The following is a 17,725-nucleotide window of genomic DNA, read 5'->3' as shown; positions in this document are numbered from 1 at the left end:
ACCGGCTATTCCGAACGAAGGGCGGAGAAGGCATCGAGCGCCCGCCGGCGACCGAAGTCGAGCGCGATGATCGGTTTTGGATAGTCCCGGTCGAGGACGATCCCGGCCTGTTTCAACGCGCTTGCCGTCGCCTCCCATGGGCGATGGATGAACTTGTGGTCGAGCGCTGCCAGCTCCGGAACGAAGCGCCGGACGTAAACTCCATTGGGGTCGAATTTCTCGCCTTGGGTCACCGGGTTGAAGACGCGGAAATAGGGTGCTGCATCGGCGCCGGAACCGGCGACCCATTGCCAGCTCGCTGGATTATTCGCCGGATCGGCGTCGACCAGTGTGTCCCAGAACCAGGCCTCGCCGACGCGCCAATCGGTCAGCAGGTGCTTGATCAGGAAGGAAGCCGTGATCATCCGGACGCGGTTGTGCATCCAGCCGGTCTGCCAGAGTTGGCGCATGCCGGCATCGACGATCGGATAGCCGGTCTGCCCCTTCTGCCAGGCCGTCAGCGCGGCCTCATCCTTCTCCCACGACATCGCGTCGAAGCGGCGATTGAAGTTGGCTGTCGCGAGGCCCGGATTGTGGAACAGCAAGTGATAGGAAAACTCGCGCCAGCCAATCTCACTGAAGAATTTTTCGGCGTCGGCGGCCGAGCCCCGCGTATTACCCGTCTCCAGCGCCGCCTTGGTCGCATGCCAGATCTGACGCGGGCTGATCTCGCCGAAGCGCAGATGAGGCGACAGCCGCGAGGTCGAGGACCTGTCCGGTCGGTCTCGGCCGTTGCGGTAGTCCGCGATCGCGTCGTCGAGGAAGCTGCTTAGCCGATCATGCGCCCCGTCCTCGCCCGGCGTCCAGGCGTCGCGCAATCCGCCAGCCCAGTCGGGTGCGCTCGGCTCGAGGGCAAGGTCCGCGACCGTTAGCATCTGCTTGCGAAGCGCTGCCGGCAGCTTCGCCTTGCTCAGCTTGCCTGGCGTCGGAAGCGGCGCCGACGGCTCGCCGCGTTCGCGCGCGGCGCGCCAATAGGGCGTGAACACCTTGAACGGTCCGTCGGCCTTCGTTGTGACCTGCCAGGGTTCGTTGAGCAGATTGGCGTTGAAGCTCTCGACCGCGACTCCCGCCTCGCTGAGCGTGGCCTTGAGTTCTTTGTCGAGCGCGATCGCGGCGCCCTCGTAACGGCGATTCCAGGCGACGAAGCCGATATCGGCTTCTTGCACGATGCGTGGCAGCAGCTCGGCTGGATCGCCACGCAGGATCAGCGATTCGCCGCCCTTCGCCGTGATGGCGTCAGACAACACGGTCAACGAGCGTGACAACCACCAGCGGGCGGCGGCGCCGATCGGCCGGCGCCCTGCCGACGTGTCGAAGATGTAGAGGCAGATCAGCGGGCCGTGTTCGATCGCCGCTCTCAGGGCTGGATTGTCGGACAGGCGCAGATCGTCGCGGAACCAGAGCAGGGCAGGGCGTTCGGTCACTCGATGAGGCCTTCTCGATGCGATGCTCTGATACGCCGTTGGAGTCGGATTGGTTGCATGGCGCAAAGGGATAGTGGCGCCGCGAGCCGCCGCGGTCGTGATAGATTGTGTCGGCTGCGCGCAACAGAAGGGGGATGGGCTCATGGCGACGCCGGAAGTAGAGGCCTTAAACCGGCGCATCGCCGCGCTCGAAGCGCAGCTTGCAGCCTTGCTGCAGGCGGTCAATGTCGGCCGTGGCGGTACGGTCGCGATCACGGCCCCGGCCGGGCTGTCGATCACCGTCGGTGGCACCTGCACGATCAGTGTCGGCGCCGAGCTGGCCCTGACGGTCGGAAGCAATTTCCGGACGGCGGTGGGCTCGGCCTATGTCGTCAATGTCGGCGCCGGCATGCGAACGACGGCTGGCACCGGCATCGCCCTCGTTGCAGGCACCGCTCTCAGCATGAACGCCAATCGCGAGATCAGCCTGGCGACCCGCGCTTTCGAGGTCGCGGCGGCGGTCAGCATCGATCTCGACAGCAGCAAGGATTTCGAGATCGCCAGCGGCAAGGCGCTCGTGATGAAAGCTGCCGACAGCATCCTGCTCGATGCGGGGTCGGCGGAGCTCAACCTGAAGAAGGACGGCTCGGTTGATCTCAAGGGCAAGGATGTGACGATCCGGGCGAGCGGCAAGATCAACGCTACCGCGAGCTCGGACGTCGTGATCAAGGGTTCGAAGATCAAGCAGAACTGAGCCGCGGCTCAGTCGCCTCCGCCTCCGCCGCAACCACCGCCATCGCCCCCGCCACCGTCAGAGCTACCAGCGTCGGAAGAACTGCTGCTGTCTCCAAATCCGCTGGTGCTGCCGTCGAAGGAGGAGCTCGAGAAGTCGCCGCCACATTGCGTGCCGCGATCGCCGTTTCGCCGCAGTGCCTCGCAATCCGGGGCGTAGACGAAGCCGTTGGCGATCTTGAGCTTGGTGTCGAGCGCGAAGAGCAGGGGAAGCCTGCTCGGCTGGCGTGGGTCGATGTTCTCGTCCTGGCAGCACTGCCACCAGACGCGGCGTAGCGCAGAATTGTCGCGTGGCGCGCCCTCGCGCAAGGCGACAGCTGGCGTGTGATGCAGGAAGCGCCCGAAGGCTCCGTCGCAGAACCGACCGTAATCGCGGGTGTAGAGGATGAACTCGTGCCAGAGGTCGTCAGCGACCTGCGACGGCATCGCGACGTCGCGCCGTCCGGAGTTGAGATAGGCCAGGAAGAACTGCCTGAGGCCCTCGGAAACCAGTGCGGTTTCCTTGCGCGTGAAGCTCCGGTGGTGAGTCGCGAGCTTGTCGAGCAACCCGCGCGGCCACGCATAACGGCGGATGAACTCGGCCCTGCGCAGTCGCCGATATGAAGCGTAGGTCTTGCCCGCGACGATCAGGAGGACGACCCCCACCACCACGCTAATGATGATGGCGGGGGGCGTCATGATATCGATGCTCGCGTCAGTGCGCTTGCGGTGCGGTCTGTTTAGGCTCGGCCGCCTTCTTCTTGCTGCCGAGCGAGGCGAGCCAGCGCACCACGACGTAGAACACCGGGGTGAACAGCAGGCCGAAGGCGGTGACGCCGATCATGCCCGAGAACACTGCGACGCCGAGCACCTGGCGCATCTCCGCGCCGGCGCCGATCGAGATGGTCAGCGGCAACACGCCCAGGATGAAGGCGAGCGAGGTCATCAGGATCGGCCGCAACCGGGTCTTGGCCGCCGCGATCGCGGCATCGCGCCGGCTCATGCCCTCGTCTTCGGCCTGTCTGGCGAACTCGACGATCAGGATCGCGTTCTTTGCTGCGAGGCCGACGAGCACGACGAGGCCGATATCGACCAGCACGTTGCGGTCGAAGTCCATGTAGCCGACGCCGACCATCGCCGCGAGGATACACATCGGCACGATCAGGATGACGGCGAGCGGCAAGGTCCAGCTCTCGTACAGCGCCGCCAACAGCAGGAAGACGAACACCACTGCGAGGCCGAAGGCGATGATCGCGGTGTTGCCGGCGAGCTTCTCCTGCAGCGCGATCTCAGTCCATTCGAAGCCAAAGCCGGCCGGCAGCACCTGGGCTGCGATCTTCTCCACCGCCGCGATGCCCTGGCCGGTCGAGTAGCCGCGCGCCATCGACATTTGCACCTCAGCCGCCGGATAGAGATTGTAGCGCGGCACGCGATAGGCACCGGTCGTGTCGGAGAAGGTCGCGACCGAGCCGATCGGCACCATCTCGCCATCGGCATTGCGCGTCTTCAGATCGGCGACGTCGCGGATGTCGAGCCGCTGGGGATTGTCGGCCTGCGCCGTCACGCGGAAGGTGCGGCCGAGGATGTTGAAGTCGTTGACATAGGCGGAGCCCATATAAACCGACAATGTCTCGAACACGCGCGTCACCGGGACGCCGAGCATCTCGGCCTTGGTGCGGTCGATATCGGCGTAGATCTGCGGCGTCCTGGTCGAGAACAGGGTGAAGGGCTGCTGGATGCCGGGAGACTGCCCGGCGGTTCCAGCCACGGCCCAGGTCGCGCCTTCCAGCGCTGCCAGGCCCTTGCCACCGCGATCCTGGACATAGCCCTTGAGACCGCCGCCATTGCCGATGCCGGGAACCGCCGGCGGCTCGATGATCAGCGCGAAAGCCTCGCCGATCGAGAACAGCTGGGTGCGCAGGTCGTTGAGGATGCCCTGCGTGGTCAGGCCGGCCTTGGCCCGTTCCTTGAAGTCGGTGAGGGTGACGAAGGCGACGCCGGCATTGGGCGCCAACGTGAACGTCGCGCCGTCGAGGCCGGCGAAGGCGACGGCATGGGCGACGCCCGGCCGCGACAGCAGCACATCGGTTGCCTTGCGGATGACCGCATCGGTCCGCGGCAATGAGGAGCCGGGCGGCAACTGGAAGACGGCGATGAAGTAGCCGCGGTCGAGCTGTGGCACCAGCCCGGTCGGAATCGCAGCCAAGCGGTTGCCGGCGACCGCGATCAACGCGGCATAGATCAGCAGCATCACGACGCCGAAGCGGATCAGGCGCGAGGTCAACGCGCCATAGGCGCGCGAGAGCCAGTCGAAGCCCTTGTTGAAGTACTTGAAGAACCAGCGCAGCGGCGCGCTGAGGGCCGCGAGGAACCCCTTCGGCTCCTCGTGGCTGTGCGGCTTCAACAGGATCGCCGCCAGGGCCGGCGACAGGGTCAGCGAGACAAAGCACGAGATCGCCGTCGAGGCTGCGATCGTCACCGCGAACTGCTGGTAGAACGTGCCTTGCAGGCCGGTGATGAAGGCGGTCGGGATGAACACGGCGCAGAGCACGAGCGCGATTGCGAGCAGGGCGCCGCCGACCTCGTCCATGGTCTTATGCGCCGCGTCGACCGCGCTCATCCCTTGCGCAAGGTAGCGTTCGACGTTCTCGACGACGACGATCGCGTCGTCGACGACGATGCCGATCGCCAGCACGAGCGCCAGCAGCGAGATCGTGTTGAAGGAGATTCCGACGGCGCTCATCACCAGGAAGGTGCCGACCAGCGAAACCGGGATCGCGATGATCGGGATGATCGCAGCGCGCCAGGTTTGCAGGAACAGGATCACGACGATCACGACGAGCGCGATCGCCTCGAGCAGCGTCGTGACCACGGCCGAAACGGATTCCCTGATGAACTCCGTCGGGTTGTAGACGATGGTGTGCTCGACGCCGGCCGGGAAGCTCTTCGACAGGTCCTGCATCGTCTTGATGAGGGCTTCCGAAGCCGCCAGCGCGTTCGTACCCGGGCGCTGGAAGACGCCGATCGCGACGGCTTCCTTGTTGTCGAGATAGGAGTTGGAGAGGTAGTCCTGCGCGCCGAGCTCGACGCGGGCGATGTCGCGAACACGGATCGTGCCGCCAACGGCATCGGCGCGTACGACGATGTTGTAGAACTCGTCGATGCTGGTCAGGCGCCCGAGCGTGTTGACCGAGAGCTGGAAGGCGCCGTCCGAGGTTGCCGGTGGCTGGTTGATAGCGCCGGCCGCGACCTGGATGTTGGCGGCACGGATCGCGGCGACGACGTCGCCCGCGGTCAGGTTGCGCGCCGCGACCTTGGCCGGATCGAGCCAGACGCGCATCGCATAGTCGCGTGCGCCAAAGACCTGGACGTCGCCGACGCCCTCGACGCGGGTCAGTACGTCCTTGACGTTGAGGGTGGTGTAGTTCGAGACGTATTGCTGGTCACGCGAGCCGTCGGGCGACAGCATGTGGATGACCATCAGGAAGTCTGGCGAGGCCTTGCGGACCTGCAGGCCGAGCGTGCGCACTTCCTGCGGCAGGCGCGGCTCGGCGGCCGAAACGCGGTTCTGAACGAGAACCTGGGCCTGGTCGACGTCGGTGCCGGCCTTGAAGACGACATTGATCGTCACGCGCCCGTCGCCGGTCGACTGCGACGAGATGTAGAGCATGTCGTCGACGCCGTTGACCTCCTGCTCGATGGGCGCGGCGACCGTCGAGGCGACGACCTCCGCCGAGGCGCCGGGATAGTTGGCAGTGATCGTTACGGTCGGCGGCGCGATCTCGGGATATTCTGCGATCGGCAGCGTGCGCAGGGTGATGGCGCCGGCGATCGTCAGCAGCACCGAGAGCACGGTCGCGAAGATCGGCCGGTCGATGAAGAAATGGGCGAAGCGGAACATGCTTTGGTCCTGGCCAAAGAGGGCAGGGCGGACGGAAAATACCGTCCACGCTTGGCGCGGCCTGTCGAGGCCGTCAGTTGGCGGCGGCGGCCTTGATCTCGGTCGGCTGCGGCGTCACCGCGACGCCCGGACGCACCATTGGATTGGCGATGCCGTTGACGATCACCTTGTCGCTCGCGGTGAGACCCTTGGTGATGACGCGCAGTCCGTCGCTGATCGCGCCGAGCTGAACCGGCTTCGGCACGACCTTGTTGTCCGCGCCGACGGTCAGCACGATCTTGTTGGCCTGGTCGGAGACGATGACGGCGTCAGGCACCAGCAAGGCGTCGCCCTCGCCGGCGAAGAGCCGCAGGCGCCCGAAGGTTCCCGGCGTCAGCTGCCCGTCGGCATTTGGGAAGACAGCGCGGGTGCGGATCGTCGCCGAACGCGCGTTCAGCGCGTTGTCGACGAAGTCGATCTTGCCTTCCCGGTCCCATTTGGTTTCGCTCGAAAGCCGCACGCGCACCGGCGTGCCGGGCTTCCGCAAATCCTGCGACTTCGCATAGCGAAGATAGTCGGCCTCGGAGGTGTCGAAGACGAACTTGATCGGATCGACCGCCACGATCGTCGTCAGCAGCGTTGCGCCCGACTGGCCGCCGGCGATCAGGTTGCCCTGGTCGACGCGCTTATTCGAGACGCGGCCGGCGAGCGGAGCGCGCACCTGCGTCCATTCGAGATTGAGCTCGGCCGTCTTCAGGTTGGCTTCGGCCGCCTGCTGGCCGGCGATAGCGCCGTTGAGGTTGGCGCGGCGCTGGTCGATGTCGCGGGCGGTGATCGTGCGGTTCTGCGTCAGCGCCTCAGCGCGCTCGACCTCGTTCTGCGAGAGGTCGACCTGGGCCTTGGCGCGCGCGACTTCGGCCCTGGAGGCGTCGACGGCGAGCTTGTAGGGCCGCTGGTCGATGGTGAACAGCAGGTCGCCGGTCTTGACCAGATCGCCGTCGCGGAAATGGACCGAATCGAGGAAGCCGGAGACGCGAGCCCGGACCTCGACCTGTTCGCTGGCCTCGAACCGGCCGGTGAACTCGTCCCAGTTGGTGACGCGCTTGGCGAGCGGAGTGGCGACCGTGACCGGCGGAGCCGGCGGTGCGCCTTGAGCGAGCGCCCCGGCGGACAGGGCCGGAAGCAGGACCGCCAGGGCGGCGAGGGCCCGGCTGGAGCGGCGGATCATGTGAAACTCCGAAAATGCGGGCGCGGCGCAACCTTCACGGTTTCCGGCCGATTGCGCAACAACCCCATCGGACTGACGATTGTCAAGTTTCTTCACTCGACAATTTTGGCGTTATTTTCATCTGCCACCGGTCATTGCCGCTTTCGGGAGCCGCAAAGCCGAGCAACGGATGCTTGATGGCGGCGGGCCGAAGCTCTACCTGAGGGACGCGCGCGCCTGCGTCAGTAGCAACACCTCGTGGAAGTCGTCTCATGAATGCGCATGTCCGCCCCGCCGACCCGAAGAAGCTGATCAAGGGCGCGACCGGCGACTGGGAGATCGTGATCGGTCTCGAGATCCATGCTCAGGTCACCTCGAACGCCAAGCTGTTCTCCGGCTCCTCGACCGCCTTCGGCGGCGAGCCGAACGCCCATGTCAGCCTGGTCGACGCGGCGATGCCGGGCATGCTGCCGGTGATCAACGAGGAATGTGTGCGCCAGGCGGTCCGCACCGGACTCGGCCTCAATGCCGCGATCAACAAGCGCTCGGTCTTCGACCGCAAGAATTACTTCTATCCCGACCTGCCGCAGGGCTACCAGATCAGCCAGTTCAAGCATCCGATTGTCGGTGAGGGCGAGATCGCGGTCGATCTCTCGCCGACCGAGCAGATCAGCGTCGGCATCGAGCGCCTGCATCTCGAGCAGGACGCGGGCAAGTCGATGCACGACCAGCACCCGACCATGAGCTTCGTCGACCTCAACCGCTCGGGCGTCGCGCTGATGGAGATCGTCTCCAGGCCCGATCTGCGCTCGGCCGACGAGGCCAAGGCCTATGTCTCCAAGCTGCGCACTATCCTGCGCTATATCGGCTCCTGCGACGGCGACATGGAGAAGGGCAACCTGCGCGCCGACGTCAACGTCTCCGTCCGCAAGGTCGGCGCGCCGCTCGGCACGCGCTGCGAGATCAAGAACGTCAACTCGATCCGCTTCATCGGCCAGGCGATCGAGGTCGAGGCCCGCCGCCAGATCGGCATCATCGAGGATGGCGGCACGATCGACCAGGAGACGCGGCTCTACGATCCCGGCAAGGGCGAGACCCGTTCGCTGCGTTCCAAGGAGGAGGCGCACGACTATCGCTACTTCCCGGATCCCGATTTGCTGCCGCTCGAATTCGACGATGCCTTCATCGCCGAGCTGAAGGCGCAGCTGCCCGAGCTGCCGGACGCCAAGAAGGACCGCTTCATCACCCAGTATGGCCTCTCGCCCTACGACGCCTCGGTGCTCGTCGCCGAGCGCGAGCAGGCTGACTATTTCGAGGCGGTTGCAAAGGGACGCGACGGCAAGGCCGCCGCCAACTGGGTGATCAACGAGCTGTTCGGCCGCCTCAACAAGGAGAGCAAGGACGTCGTGGCCTCGCCGGTCTCGGCAGCGCAGCTTGGCGGCCTCGTCGACCTGATCGGCGAAGGCGTGATCTCCGGCAAGATCGGCAAGGACCTGTTCGAGATCCTTTGGACCGAAGCAGGAAGCGGCCCTTTGGATCCGCGTGAGATCGTCGAGACCCGCGGCATGAAGCAGGTCACCGACACCGGCGCGATCGAGAAGGCGGTCGACGAGATCATCGCGGCCAATCCGGACAAGGTCGAGCAGGTCAAGGCGAAGCCGACCATGCTCGGCTGGTTCGTCGGCCAGGCGATGAAGGCCTCGGGCGGCAAGGCCAATCCGCAGGCCCTGAACGAGATCCTGAAGAAGAAGCTCGGCATCGAGTGACGCAACCCGGTCTCATCATCCGCGACGCGACTGCGGCCGATCTGCCGGCCGTGCGTGGACTTTTGGTCGAGACCTGGCACGCCACCTATGACGGCATCTATGGCTGGCAACGTGTCGCCGAGATCACCAATGCCTGGCACTCGCTCGATGCGCTCTCCGCCCAGCTCGGCCGCGACAGCGGCATCTTCCTGATCGCGCTGCTGGGCGAGGAGATCGTCGGCACAGCTTCGGCGCGGCGGGAGCCGGACCGGGCCGCGATGCTGACGCGGCTCTATGTCTCGCCGGCCCGGCAGGGCGCGGGCATCGGACGCACGCTCCTGCAGGTCGCGCTCGCCTGTTTTCCCGAGGCGCCGGTGGCGCGGCTGGAGGTCGAGAGCCAGAACGAGCTCGCCATCGCCTTCTACGAGCGAATGGGCTTCTTCCTGCAGCGCCAGGCCCGCTTCGACGGGCGCGAGGACACGCCCAACACGCTGATCATGGCCAAGCGTCTGGTGACGATCTGAGGCCGCCTGGCGAATTCCCCGACGGAGACGACGATGACTGAGACTGCTGCGCTTGCCGGCGTCACCATGCGCGAGGCGCGCCGTGAGGATACCGCGCGGATCGCCACCCTGATCATGCAGGGCGCGGCCGAGCAATCGCGCAGCGGCGAGGAAATCGCCACGGAGGCGAGCCATCCATTCTATCTCGATGCCTTCGACGAGGTCGCAGCCAGCCCGTACAACACGCTCTTCGTCGCCGAACTCGACGGCGAGGTGGTCGGCACTCTCCAGGTCACGGTGATCCCCGGCTTGATCAATCGCGGTCGCAAGCGCGCCAAGCTCGAAAGCGTCCATGTCGATCCGGCTTTGCGCGGCCGCCGCATCGGCGAGGCGATGGTCGCTCACGCGGTCGAGTTCGCCCGCCAGAGCGGAGCGGGCCTGGTCGAACTCACCTCGAACAAGTCGCGCGAGGCGGCGCACCGCTTCTACCGGCGTCTCGGCTTCGACCAGAGCCATGAGGGCTTCAAGCTGGAGCTGTGACGGCGCAGCCTGCATGCCGCGTCCGCGTGGAGCGCGCGGGCGCGGTTCTTACAGGAGCGCCGGTCGAGACCTAGATGTCCCGTCGACCCGTAATAACCCGCGAGGACTGGGACATGTCAGCAGTGCAGGGCAAGCCGATCGATCTCCATTACTGGCCGACACCGAACGGCTGGAAGATCACCATCATGCTCGAGGAAGCCGGGCTGCCCTACACCATCATCCCGGTGAACATCGGCAAAGGCGAGCAGTTCAAGCCGGAGTTCCTGGCGATCTCGCCGAACAACCGCATGCCGGCGATCGTCGATCCCGATGGGCCGGACGGCAAGCCGATCTCGGTTTTCGAATCCGGCGCGATCCTGCAATATCTCGGCCGCAAGACCGGGAAGTTCTATCCGGCCGCCGAGCGCGGCCGTGTCGCGGTCGACGAATGGCTGTTCTGGCAGATGGGCGGATTCGGCCCGATGCTCGGCCAGACCCACCACTTCCGCATCTATGCGCCGGAGAAGGTGCCCTATGCGATCGATCGCTACACCAACGAGGCGAACCGCCTCTACGGCGTGCTGAACAGGCGCCTCGAGGGCCGCGACTACATCTGCGACGACTATTCGATCGCCGACATGGCCTGCGTCGGCTGGGCCCGGGGCTGGGAGCGCCAGGGCCAGGACATCACGCAGTTCCCGAATGTCGGCCGCTGGCTCGACACCGTTCTGGCGCGGCCCGCAGTCCAGCGCGGGCTCAAGGTCGCCGAGGAACTGCGCAACCCGGCCGGAATCTCGACGCCGGAGGAAAAGGCTGTTCTGTTCGGCCAGAAGGCGCGCTGAAGCGCCGACTGGGCACTGCCGTCATGCTCGCCCTTGTGGCGAGCATCCACGTCTTGAACACCGAATTTCGTCGTCGAGGCAAAGACGTGGGTGGTCGGGACAAGCCCGACCATGACGCGGGGAGCGCGGTGCGATCAGTTCGACCGCGACCACTTCACAGAACGGCAGATCAGCCCGCCGAGCACACAGCCGGCGGTGGTCAGGGTGTCGCCCGAGAGCGACATCGTGCCCGAATAGGTCTTGCCGTCCTCGGGGTTGAAGGCGCTGCCGTTCCATTTGCCACCGGCCGCCGGCTTCATATCGTAGAAGATGCGCTGGCCGAGCTTGGCCGGTCCGCTGGCGTCCTTGAGCCAGGAGATCGTGCCGCATACCGCCTCGCCGCATTTGGTGAAGCGCACCTTGGACGCGCCGGTATCGCGCAGCCAGGTGCCGGTGACGTCCTGGGCTGAAGCGGGGATGGCGAAAGCGAGCAGCAGGCCGGCGGCAGTCATAGTCAGGCGAATGGCCATGGCGTTCCTCCTCGGTTGCGGCGATCTCCGTCGCCATATGGTTCAGATGTAAACTATATCTGAGCCCGCGCCGGCTTCAAGATGCCTTCTCACATGACCTCGGCAACCGCGATGACCTTGGGGCAAGGTGAATCCGAAGTTGACGCCTCCGCCGGGGCCGAATTTGGAGCCCATTGTAATCATTGAAAAATTCGACGCGCGAACCTGAATCGAATCTTGCTTTAACCGCTCGTTTGCGACTCGTTGAGCTTCGATTCATCGCAAATTTTAGCGGAGTCTTTTACCGGCCGGAACGAACCTCTCCTCACAAGCCGCGGCCTCCAAACGGGCCGGCATCGAAGGAAAACAGGGGTATTTGTCATGGCACGCATGGAAATGAGCGCGATCCCGGCCTCGCTGGCGATCCCGATGGAAGCATCCGCCGACGCCTATTACGAGCTTGGCCTGATGCATGCGTCCGGCCGCTCCGGCCCGGTCGATTTCGTCGCCGCGCAGACCTGGTTCAACGTCGCCTTCGCCAAGGGCTGCGCCCGCGCCGCAACGCATCGCAGCGAGCTGGCACTGGAGATGAATCGCGACGAGGTCGCCGAGGCCTTACGCGAGGCGCGTAGGTTCCTGACCCGGCACTGAGCTTCAGGCACGCAGCCGCGCCATCGTCAGCGCATCGACGTAAGCGCCGGCGCGGAAAGCGAAGGCGCGCAGGAGCCCTTCGGGTTCGAAGCCGAACTTGCGGTAGAGCGCGATCGCCGCCGCATTGTCGGCATAGACCGTCAATTCGAGCCGCTTCAGGCCGAACCAGTTGTCGGCAGCATCGACAAGTTCGCCGAGCAGCGCCGTGCCGACGCCGGTACCGTGATGATCGTCATGCACGCCGATGCCGATATAGGCGACATGTGCCCGCCGGCCGCGATAACGTTCGAATCCGGCCTGGCCGATTAGCTCGCCATCGCGCAGCGCGACGATGTTGAGCCCTTCAGTATCCGGATTCTCCAGCCAACGCCGCGTCACTTCGGCCCGTTGATAGGGCAGGCGCAAGGTCCCGGCGCGAAAGCCCGGCAGATTGACCAGCGCTGTCAGCGCGTCCAGATCATCGCTGTGCGCAGCCCGGATCAGCAGCCGGCTGGAGCCGGGCGGCTGTTCCGCTTCATTGGCTTGATTGGTTCTTCCAAGGGGCATGTCTGCTCTCCGAGACAACCGTGAGAGCCGAATTCCACCGAACCCTGCTCGCCATGGCAGGGTTTGTGGGGATGATCGCGGCGCGCTTAGCGCAATGCCGATCCCGCACACCCTTCCAGGTGCGTCGACATCAGGATTACGAGGGCGGTTGCGGCGATCATGTCGCTGATCATAACGGTAGATCGTGCGCCGACAAGGCCGTCGCAGCCTTGTGGCACGGGGAGGGCGCCGCTATAAGCGCGCCGCATTCCCTGATTTTCCCGCAAGGATAATAACGATGGCTGTCCAGCGTACCTTCTCCATTCTCAAGCCCGATGCGACGAAGCGCAATCTCACCGGCGCGGTCAACGCGGTCATCGAGAAGGCCGGCCTGCGGATCGTCGCGCAGAAGCGCATTCAGATGACCACGGCGCAGGCGCAGACCTTCTACGCCGTTCACAGCGCTCGGCCCTTCTTCGGCGAGCTCGTCGAGTTCATGACCTCCGGCCCGGTCGTCGTGCAGGTCCTCGAGGGCGAGGACGCGATCGCCAAGTACCGTGAGGTCATGGGCGCGACCAACCCGGCCAATGCCGCCGACGGCACCGTCCGCAAGCTCTTCGCTCAGTCGGTCGGCGAGAACACCGTGCATGGCTCGGATGCGCCAGAGACCGCGGCGATCGAGATCGCGCAGTTCTTCGCGGGCAACGAGATCGTCGGCTGAGCCGGCTTTCAGTCCCCTGAAACGAGAAGGGCGGGTCCGATGGACCCGCCCTTTTTTGTTTCGCCAATGAGGCGTCTCAGAACCCCAGGTCGAAGGCGTAGCTCGCCGAGATGCCGAAGGTTACGGAGTCGCGGTCGCCGAAAGCCTTGACGATCGGTGCCTTGGCGGCGTCGCCCATCAGGCGCTTGTACTCGACATAGGCGGTGGTCTGCAGCTTGTCGGACCAGTGATAGGTCGCCTGCGCAATCGCGCCGACCGAATGGACGCCGGCATTGTAACGCTGCAGGAGGCCGCCATTGCCGGCGGTGACGCCGCCGAAATAGGTGCGGACATAGTCGGCGCCGACGATCGTCATGCGCGGGCCGACGCCGAGCGACCAGGCGCCGATGCGCTGGAAAACGTCGACCTTGGCCTCGGCTACCATCGCATCATGCGCGACGATGCCGCGGCGCAGGTCGACGCGGGTGCGCAGCCAGGAGGTCGGGTAGAACTCGATGAAGGCGCCGGCCTCGGCGCCGAACTTGGTGTCCGGCACGCCCATGGCGCGCAGGGCAACATTGGTGTCGGCCTTGCGCTCCCAGAGCAGGTTGCCGGAGAAGCCGACGCGCCAGGCCTGGCCCGAGAAGAAGCCGATGCTGATCGCATCATCCTCGGAGGTCCACCAGGTGCTCTTGGTGCCGCGGCCCAGCGAGATCACCGGCCGCGGCCGGAAGACGTAGTCGTTCGAACCGCTATAATCGGGCTGGTAGCGCAGGCCGGCGCCGAGCGTCAGGTGCCAGTTCTGCACCGGCTCAGGCGATGTGTACTGGCTGTACTGCGAGGATTGTGCCTTCGCCGGGGCGCTCAGCGCCAAGGAAAGACAGGCGGCCGCAAGGCCGGCAAGGAACGCAACGCAACGCATCGTCAGAACTCCGGCGCCTGAGCGCCTTGGACTACTCGGATATGTGCAACTTGAATCATTAGTCTTAACCCGGAGTTGACGAGCGCCTGCCTGCGACAACGCTGCTCGTATGGCTGATGGCCCGGCCGAATCCCCAGCCGCCGGAGACTGGCACCTTGCCCGGTTGCAGGCTGGCAATGCAACCGCCCCGCTTCCGCAGACACTGGACCTGTTCTAGGAAGGGGGCATGACAGAGCTTCCTCGCATCGCACGCCTGCCCTCGGTCTGCCCGCATGACTGCCCCTCGGCCTGTTCGCTCGAGGTCGAGGTTATCGACGGCAAGACGATCGGCCGCGTCCGCGGCAACAAGCGCCAGAGCTACACCGACGGCGTGATCTGCGCGAAGGTCGCCCGCTACGCCGAGCGCATCCATCATCCGGACCGGCTGCTCCATCCTCTGCGGCGGGTCGGGCCGAAGGGCTCCGGCGCCTTCGAGCGCATCTCCTGGGGCGAGGCGCTCGGTGAGATCGCCGAGCGTTTCCTGGCGATCGAGGCCGAGCACGGCAGCGAGGCGGTCTGGCCCTATTACTACGCCGGCACCATGGGGTTGGTGATGCGCGACGGCATCAATCGCCTGCGCCATGCCAAGCGCTATTCCGGCCAGTTCTCGACAATCTGCACCACCACCGCCTGGACCGGCTTCATCGCCGGTACCGGCAGGCTCGCCGGGCCGGACCCGCGCGAGATGGCGAAGTCGGACTGCGTCGTGATCTGGGGCACCAATGCTGTGCACACCCAAGTCAACGTCATGCACCACGCCATCAAGGCGCGGAAGGAGCGCGGAGCCAAGATCGTCGCGATCGACATCTACCGCAACGCCACGCTCGACCAGGCCGATCTTGCACTTGTGCTCAAGCCCGGCACGGATGGTGCGCTCGCCTGCGCCGTGATGCATGTGCTTTTCCGCGACGGCCACGCCGATCGCGACTATCTCGCTCGCTTCGCCGATGCACCCGACGAGCTCGAAGCGCATCTTGCCACCCGCACGCCGGAATGGGCGGCGGCGATCACCGGCCTCTCAGTCGCCGAGATCGAAGAGTTCGCCACGCTTGTCGGGACGCGCAAGAAGAGCTTCTTCCGACTCGGCTATGGCTTCGCCCGTCAGCGCAACGGCGCGGTCAACATCCACGCCGCCTCCTGCATCCCGACCGTGACCGGCGCCTGGCAGTACGAGGGCGGCGGCGCCTTCCACTCGAACAGCGGCATCTACAAATGGCGCAAGGGCCTGATCGAGGGGCTCGACAAGGTCGACCGCACTGTGCGCCAGCTCGACCAGTCGCAGATCGGCCGTGTGCTGACCGGCGATGCCGAGGCGCTGCGCCAGGGCGGACAGGTCAGGGCGCTGTTTATCCAGAACACCAATCCGGTCACAGTTGCCCCCGAGCAGGAGCTGGTGAAGCGCGGCTTTGCCCGCGATGACCTCTTCACCGTCGTGCACGAGCAGTTCATGACCGAGACCGCGCTGATGGCCGACATCGTGCTGCCGGCAACGCAGTTCATGGAGCATGACGACCTCTATCAGGGCGGCGGCCACCAGCACATCATGTGGGGCGGCAAGCTCGTCGATCCGCCGGGCGAATGCCGCTCGAACCATGAGGTTATCTGCGCTCTGTCTCAACGTCTCGGCGCCGAGCATCGCGGCTTTACGATGACGCCGCGCGAGATCGTCGATTGGACCTTGCAGGAGACTGGCCGCGGCACGCTCGAGGAGCTGGTCGCCAATGATTTCATCGACGTGCAGCCGGATTTCGAGACGGCACATTATCTGAACGGCTTCGGCTGGCGCGACGGCAAGTTCCGATTCAAGCCGGACTGGACCAACGTCCCGAACAGCAATGCCGGCCTCGTCGGCCCGCACGAGACGCTGCCCTCGCTGCCCGATCATTGGGGCGTGATCGAGCAGGCGGATGAGGAGCATCCGTTCCGGCTCGCCACCAGCCCGGCTCGCAACTTCCTGAACTCGAGCTTCACCGAAACGCCGACTGCCAGGAAGAAGGAGGGCACGCCGACGCTGATGCTGCACCCGGACGATGCGGGCGCGCTCGGTATCGCGGCTGGCGATCATGTCACCGTCGGCAACCAGCGCGGCACGGTCGAGCTCGACGCGGTCTTGTTCGACGGGTTGGTGCGCGGCGTCGTTATCGCCGAGTCGATCTGGCCGAACGGCGCTCATCGCGGCGGCCGAGGCATCAACACCATCACCGGCGCGGATTCACCGGCGCCCTATGGCGGCGCCGCCTTCCACGACAACAAGGTCTGGATTCGCAAGGCGGTGTGACCTTTGCGTCATTGCTTTTTCGCTGGTGCTGTGGACGATCCGCGCCGCGCGACGGCACAGCCTGTCGAGTGGGGATTCGGGAGTCTCCCGGGCTCAGCCGCGGAAACGGACAATGCAAGCGATGATGAAGCGGCGGGTTGGGGCGGTCGTCTGGGCCGCGGGATTGTCCTTGTTGATGTCTGCCGGTGCGGCAATGGCCGCCGGCAGCACGAGCGCGCTGCCGGCGCCGGATCCGACGGCGAAGAACCTGACGCCTTACATGATCCAGCTGCGCGCCTTCGATGCCTGCCTGGTCACCCAGTCGCGGCTGATGAGCACGACGCGCGAGGCGGTGCACACCCCGTGCAGCTGCTACGCGAAGGGCACGGTCAACGCCATGACCAAGGATGAGCTCCAGGCCTTCCGCGACACCGGCTATTTCAACGACTCGGCCCGCGAGAAGGGCTACGACTTCATCGACCGCTGCAAGCTGAAGCGGCCTTGAGCACAGCGCGGCTCATGCCGCGCTCGCTGCATCGGCGTTGAAGTAGCGCTCGCGCATCCGGCCGGCATAGGCGACCAGGTTGGCGTGGTCCTGCAGCGCGTCACGCAGGGGCGAGTCGAAGACCTCGCACAGCCCGGCGATCATGAAGGCACCGAGTGTCGCATCGGCGCCGCTCGGATCAGGGCCGGTGAGATAAGGGTTTCCGCCGAGAATGCCGGCGAGCGCCTCCAGCGCCCGCTTTGCCAGCGCGAGCCGCTCCGCGTCGCTGTGCCGGCCCATGCCGTGGCCATGCAGGCTGCGGCGGACCTGGCGCTTGATCATGGCGACGACCAGCGGCCGCAAGGGCGCCGGCACGGCGTCGAAGAAGCGCCGCGGCCCACGGTCGAAATTGGCGGGATTAGCCCAGCGCTCCTGCACCACCATCCAGTACATGTGGTCCTCGAGCATCTTCTCGACGGCCCAGGCGGTACCGCGCTGCTCGGCGGAGAGGCCCTTGTCGAAGTCGATCCCGTGCGCCTGTTCCAGATGCACGCGGATGAAGGTCGTGTCGGGGACGATCTTGTCGCCGTCGCGCAGCACCGGGAACTTGCCTTTCGGCGCCTTCTGCAGATTGCCGCGAACCCGCCGGTAGGGCAGGCCGGACATCTCCATCAGGATGATGCCCTTCATGCAGAACGGGCTGGGGTCCGGTTGACCGAAGGCGGGCCCGAACACGTGAAGCTCCAGCAT

The 17,725-nt window shown here is 65.6% G+C and carries 17 protein-coding genes; 9 read left to right on the top strand and 8 right to left on the bottom strand.

Annotated features, from left to right (window positions below; genetic code table 11):
• Positions 1-5: 5 nt before the first annotated feature.
• The gene (locus ACSQ3M_RS05785) at positions 6-1,463 is read right to left on the bottom strand and encodes a cryptochrome/photolyase family protein (protein WP_436149092.1); all 1,458 of its coding nucleotides are present in this window, start codon (positions 1,461-1,463) and stop codon (positions 6-8) included.
• 142 nt (positions 1,464-1,605) lie between these two features.
• Between ACSQ3M_RS05785 and ACSQ3M_RS05780 the strand changes: the two genes are divergently transcribed.
• A complete protein-coding gene (locus ACSQ3M_RS05780; RefSeq protein WP_436149091.1) occupies positions 1,606-2,196 on the top strand; it encodes a DUF2345 domain-containing protein in 591 nt (196 codons plus the stop codon).
• A gap of 8 nt (positions 2,197-2,204) precedes the next feature.
• Here the strand turns inward: ACSQ3M_RS05780 and ACSQ3M_RS05775 are convergent, their stop codons facing one another.
• The 3 genes from ACSQ3M_RS05775 to ACSQ3M_RS05765 form a co-directional block, all read right to left on the bottom strand.
• The gene (locus ACSQ3M_RS05775; RefSeq protein WP_436149090.1) at positions 2,205-2,912 is read right to left on the bottom strand and encodes a glycine-rich domain-containing protein; all 708 of its coding nucleotides are present in this window, start codon (positions 2,910-2,912) and stop codon (positions 2,205-2,207) included.
• A gap of 16 nt (positions 2,913-2,928) precedes the next feature.
• Positions 2,929-6,114 (bottom strand): efflux RND transporter permease subunit, encoded by a 3,186-nt coding sequence (locus tag ACSQ3M_RS05770; protein ID WP_436149089.1) that lies wholly within the window; start codon positions 6,112-6,114, stop codon positions 2,929-2,931.
• A 73-nt stretch (positions 6,115-6,187) separates the two neighbouring features.
• Positions 6,188-7,321: an efflux RND transporter periplasmic adaptor subunit gene (locus tag ACSQ3M_RS05765; protein WP_436149088.1), complete on the bottom strand. Its 1,134-nt coding sequence runs from the start codon at positions 7,319-7,321 to the stop codon at positions 6,188-6,190.
• 251 nt (positions 7,322-7,572) lie between these two features.
• Here ACSQ3M_RS05765 and gatB point away from each other — a divergent pair, with 251 nt between their 5' ends.
• The 4 genes from gatB to ACSQ3M_RS05745 all read left to right on the top strand — a co-directional run bounded on the left by gatB (position 7,573) and on the right by ACSQ3M_RS05745 (position 10,909).
• Positions 7,573-9,066, top strand: coding sequence for an Asp-tRNA(Asn)/Glu-tRNA(Gln) amidotransferase subunit GatB (gatB, locus tag ACSQ3M_RS05760; protein ID WP_436149087.1), 1,494 nt, complete (start codon positions 7,573-7,575; stop codon positions 9,064-9,066).
• Positions 9,063-9,569: an N-acetyltransferase family protein gene (locus ACSQ3M_RS05755; RefSeq protein WP_436149086.1), complete on the top strand. Its 507-nt coding sequence runs from the start codon at positions 9,063-9,065 to the stop codon at positions 9,567-9,569. Before gatB ends, ACSQ3M_RS05755 begins: the two co-directional genes overlap by 4 nt.
• A gap of 33 nt (positions 9,570-9,602) precedes the next feature.
• Positions 9,603-10,088: a GNAT family N-acetyltransferase gene (locus ACSQ3M_RS05750; RefSeq protein WP_436149085.1), complete on the top strand. Its 486-nt coding sequence runs from the start codon at positions 9,603-9,605 to the stop codon at positions 10,086-10,088.
• A gap of 113 nt (positions 10,089-10,201) precedes the next feature.
• Positions 10,202-10,909, top strand: a complete 708-nt coding sequence (locus ACSQ3M_RS05745) for a glutathione S-transferase N-terminal domain-containing protein (protein WP_436149084.1) — start codon at positions 10,202-10,204, stop codon at positions 10,907-10,909.
• A gap of 134 nt (positions 10,910-11,043) precedes the next feature.
• Here the strand turns inward: ACSQ3M_RS05745 and ACSQ3M_RS05740 are convergent, their stop codons facing one another.
• The gene (locus ACSQ3M_RS05740) at positions 11,044-11,418 is read right to left on the bottom strand and encodes a DUF2147 domain-containing protein (RefSeq protein ID WP_436149083.1); all 375 of its coding nucleotides are present in this window, start codon (positions 11,416-11,418) and stop codon (positions 11,044-11,046) included.
• A 360-nt stretch (positions 11,419-11,778) separates the two neighbouring features.
• Between ACSQ3M_RS05740 and ACSQ3M_RS05735 the strand changes: the two genes are divergently transcribed.
• The gene (locus tag ACSQ3M_RS05735; protein WP_436149082.1) at positions 11,779-12,048 is read left to right on the top strand and encodes a sel1 repeat family protein; all 270 of its coding nucleotides are present in this window, start codon (positions 11,779-11,781) and stop codon (positions 12,046-12,048) included.
• A 3-nt stretch (positions 12,049-12,051) separates the two neighbouring features.
• On the opposite strand, the gene ACSQ3M_RS05730 is transcribed toward ACSQ3M_RS05735, so the two are convergent.
• A complete protein-coding gene (locus ACSQ3M_RS05730) occupies positions 12,052-12,594 on the bottom strand; it encodes a GNAT family N-acetyltransferase (protein WP_436149081.1) in 543 nt (180 codons plus the stop codon).
• A gap of 277 nt (positions 12,595-12,871) precedes the next feature.
• On the opposite strand from ACSQ3M_RS05730, the gene ndk reads away from it, so the two are divergent.
• Positions 12,872-13,294 (top strand): nucleoside-diphosphate kinase, encoded by a 423-nt coding sequence (ndk, locus tag ACSQ3M_RS05725; RefSeq protein WP_436149080.1) that lies wholly within the window; start codon positions 12,872-12,874, stop codon positions 13,292-13,294.
• A gap of 76 nt (positions 13,295-13,370) precedes the next feature.
• On the opposite strand, the gene ACSQ3M_RS05720 is transcribed toward ndk, so the two are convergent.
• Positions 13,371-14,195: a MipA/OmpV family protein gene (locus ACSQ3M_RS05720; RefSeq protein WP_436149079.1), complete on the bottom strand. Its 825-nt coding sequence runs from the start codon at positions 14,193-14,195 to the stop codon at positions 13,371-13,373.
• A gap of 226 nt (positions 14,196-14,421) precedes the next feature.
• Here ACSQ3M_RS05720 and ACSQ3M_RS05715 point away from each other — a divergent pair, with 226 nt between their 5' ends.
• Positions 14,422-16,512 (top strand): molybdopterin-containing oxidoreductase family protein, encoded by a 2,091-nt coding sequence (locus ACSQ3M_RS05715; protein ID WP_436149078.1) that lies wholly within the window; start codon positions 14,422-14,424, stop codon positions 16,510-16,512.
• A 112-nt stretch (positions 16,513-16,624) separates the two neighbouring features.
• Entirely contained in the window at positions 16,625-16,996 is a 372-nt protein-coding gene (locus ACSQ3M_RS05710) for a hypothetical protein (RefSeq protein ID WP_436149077.1), read from the top strand.
• Between the two features lie 12 nt (positions 16,997-17,008).
• On the opposite strand, the gene ACSQ3M_RS05705 is transcribed toward ACSQ3M_RS05710, so the two are convergent.
• Positions 17,009-17,725, bottom strand: a complete 717-nt coding sequence (locus tag ACSQ3M_RS05705) for a glutathione S-transferase family protein (protein ID WP_436149076.1) — start codon at positions 17,723-17,725, stop codon at positions 17,009-17,011.

The sequence above is a fragment of the Allobosea sp. LjRoot90 genome (genome assembly GCF_964254315.1).
In the GTDB taxonomy this organism is placed as follows: Bacteria; Pseudomonadota; Alphaproteobacteria; order Rhizobiales; family Beijerinckiaceae; genus Allobosea.
This window is presented reverse-complemented; position numbering and strand designations above follow the sequence as displayed.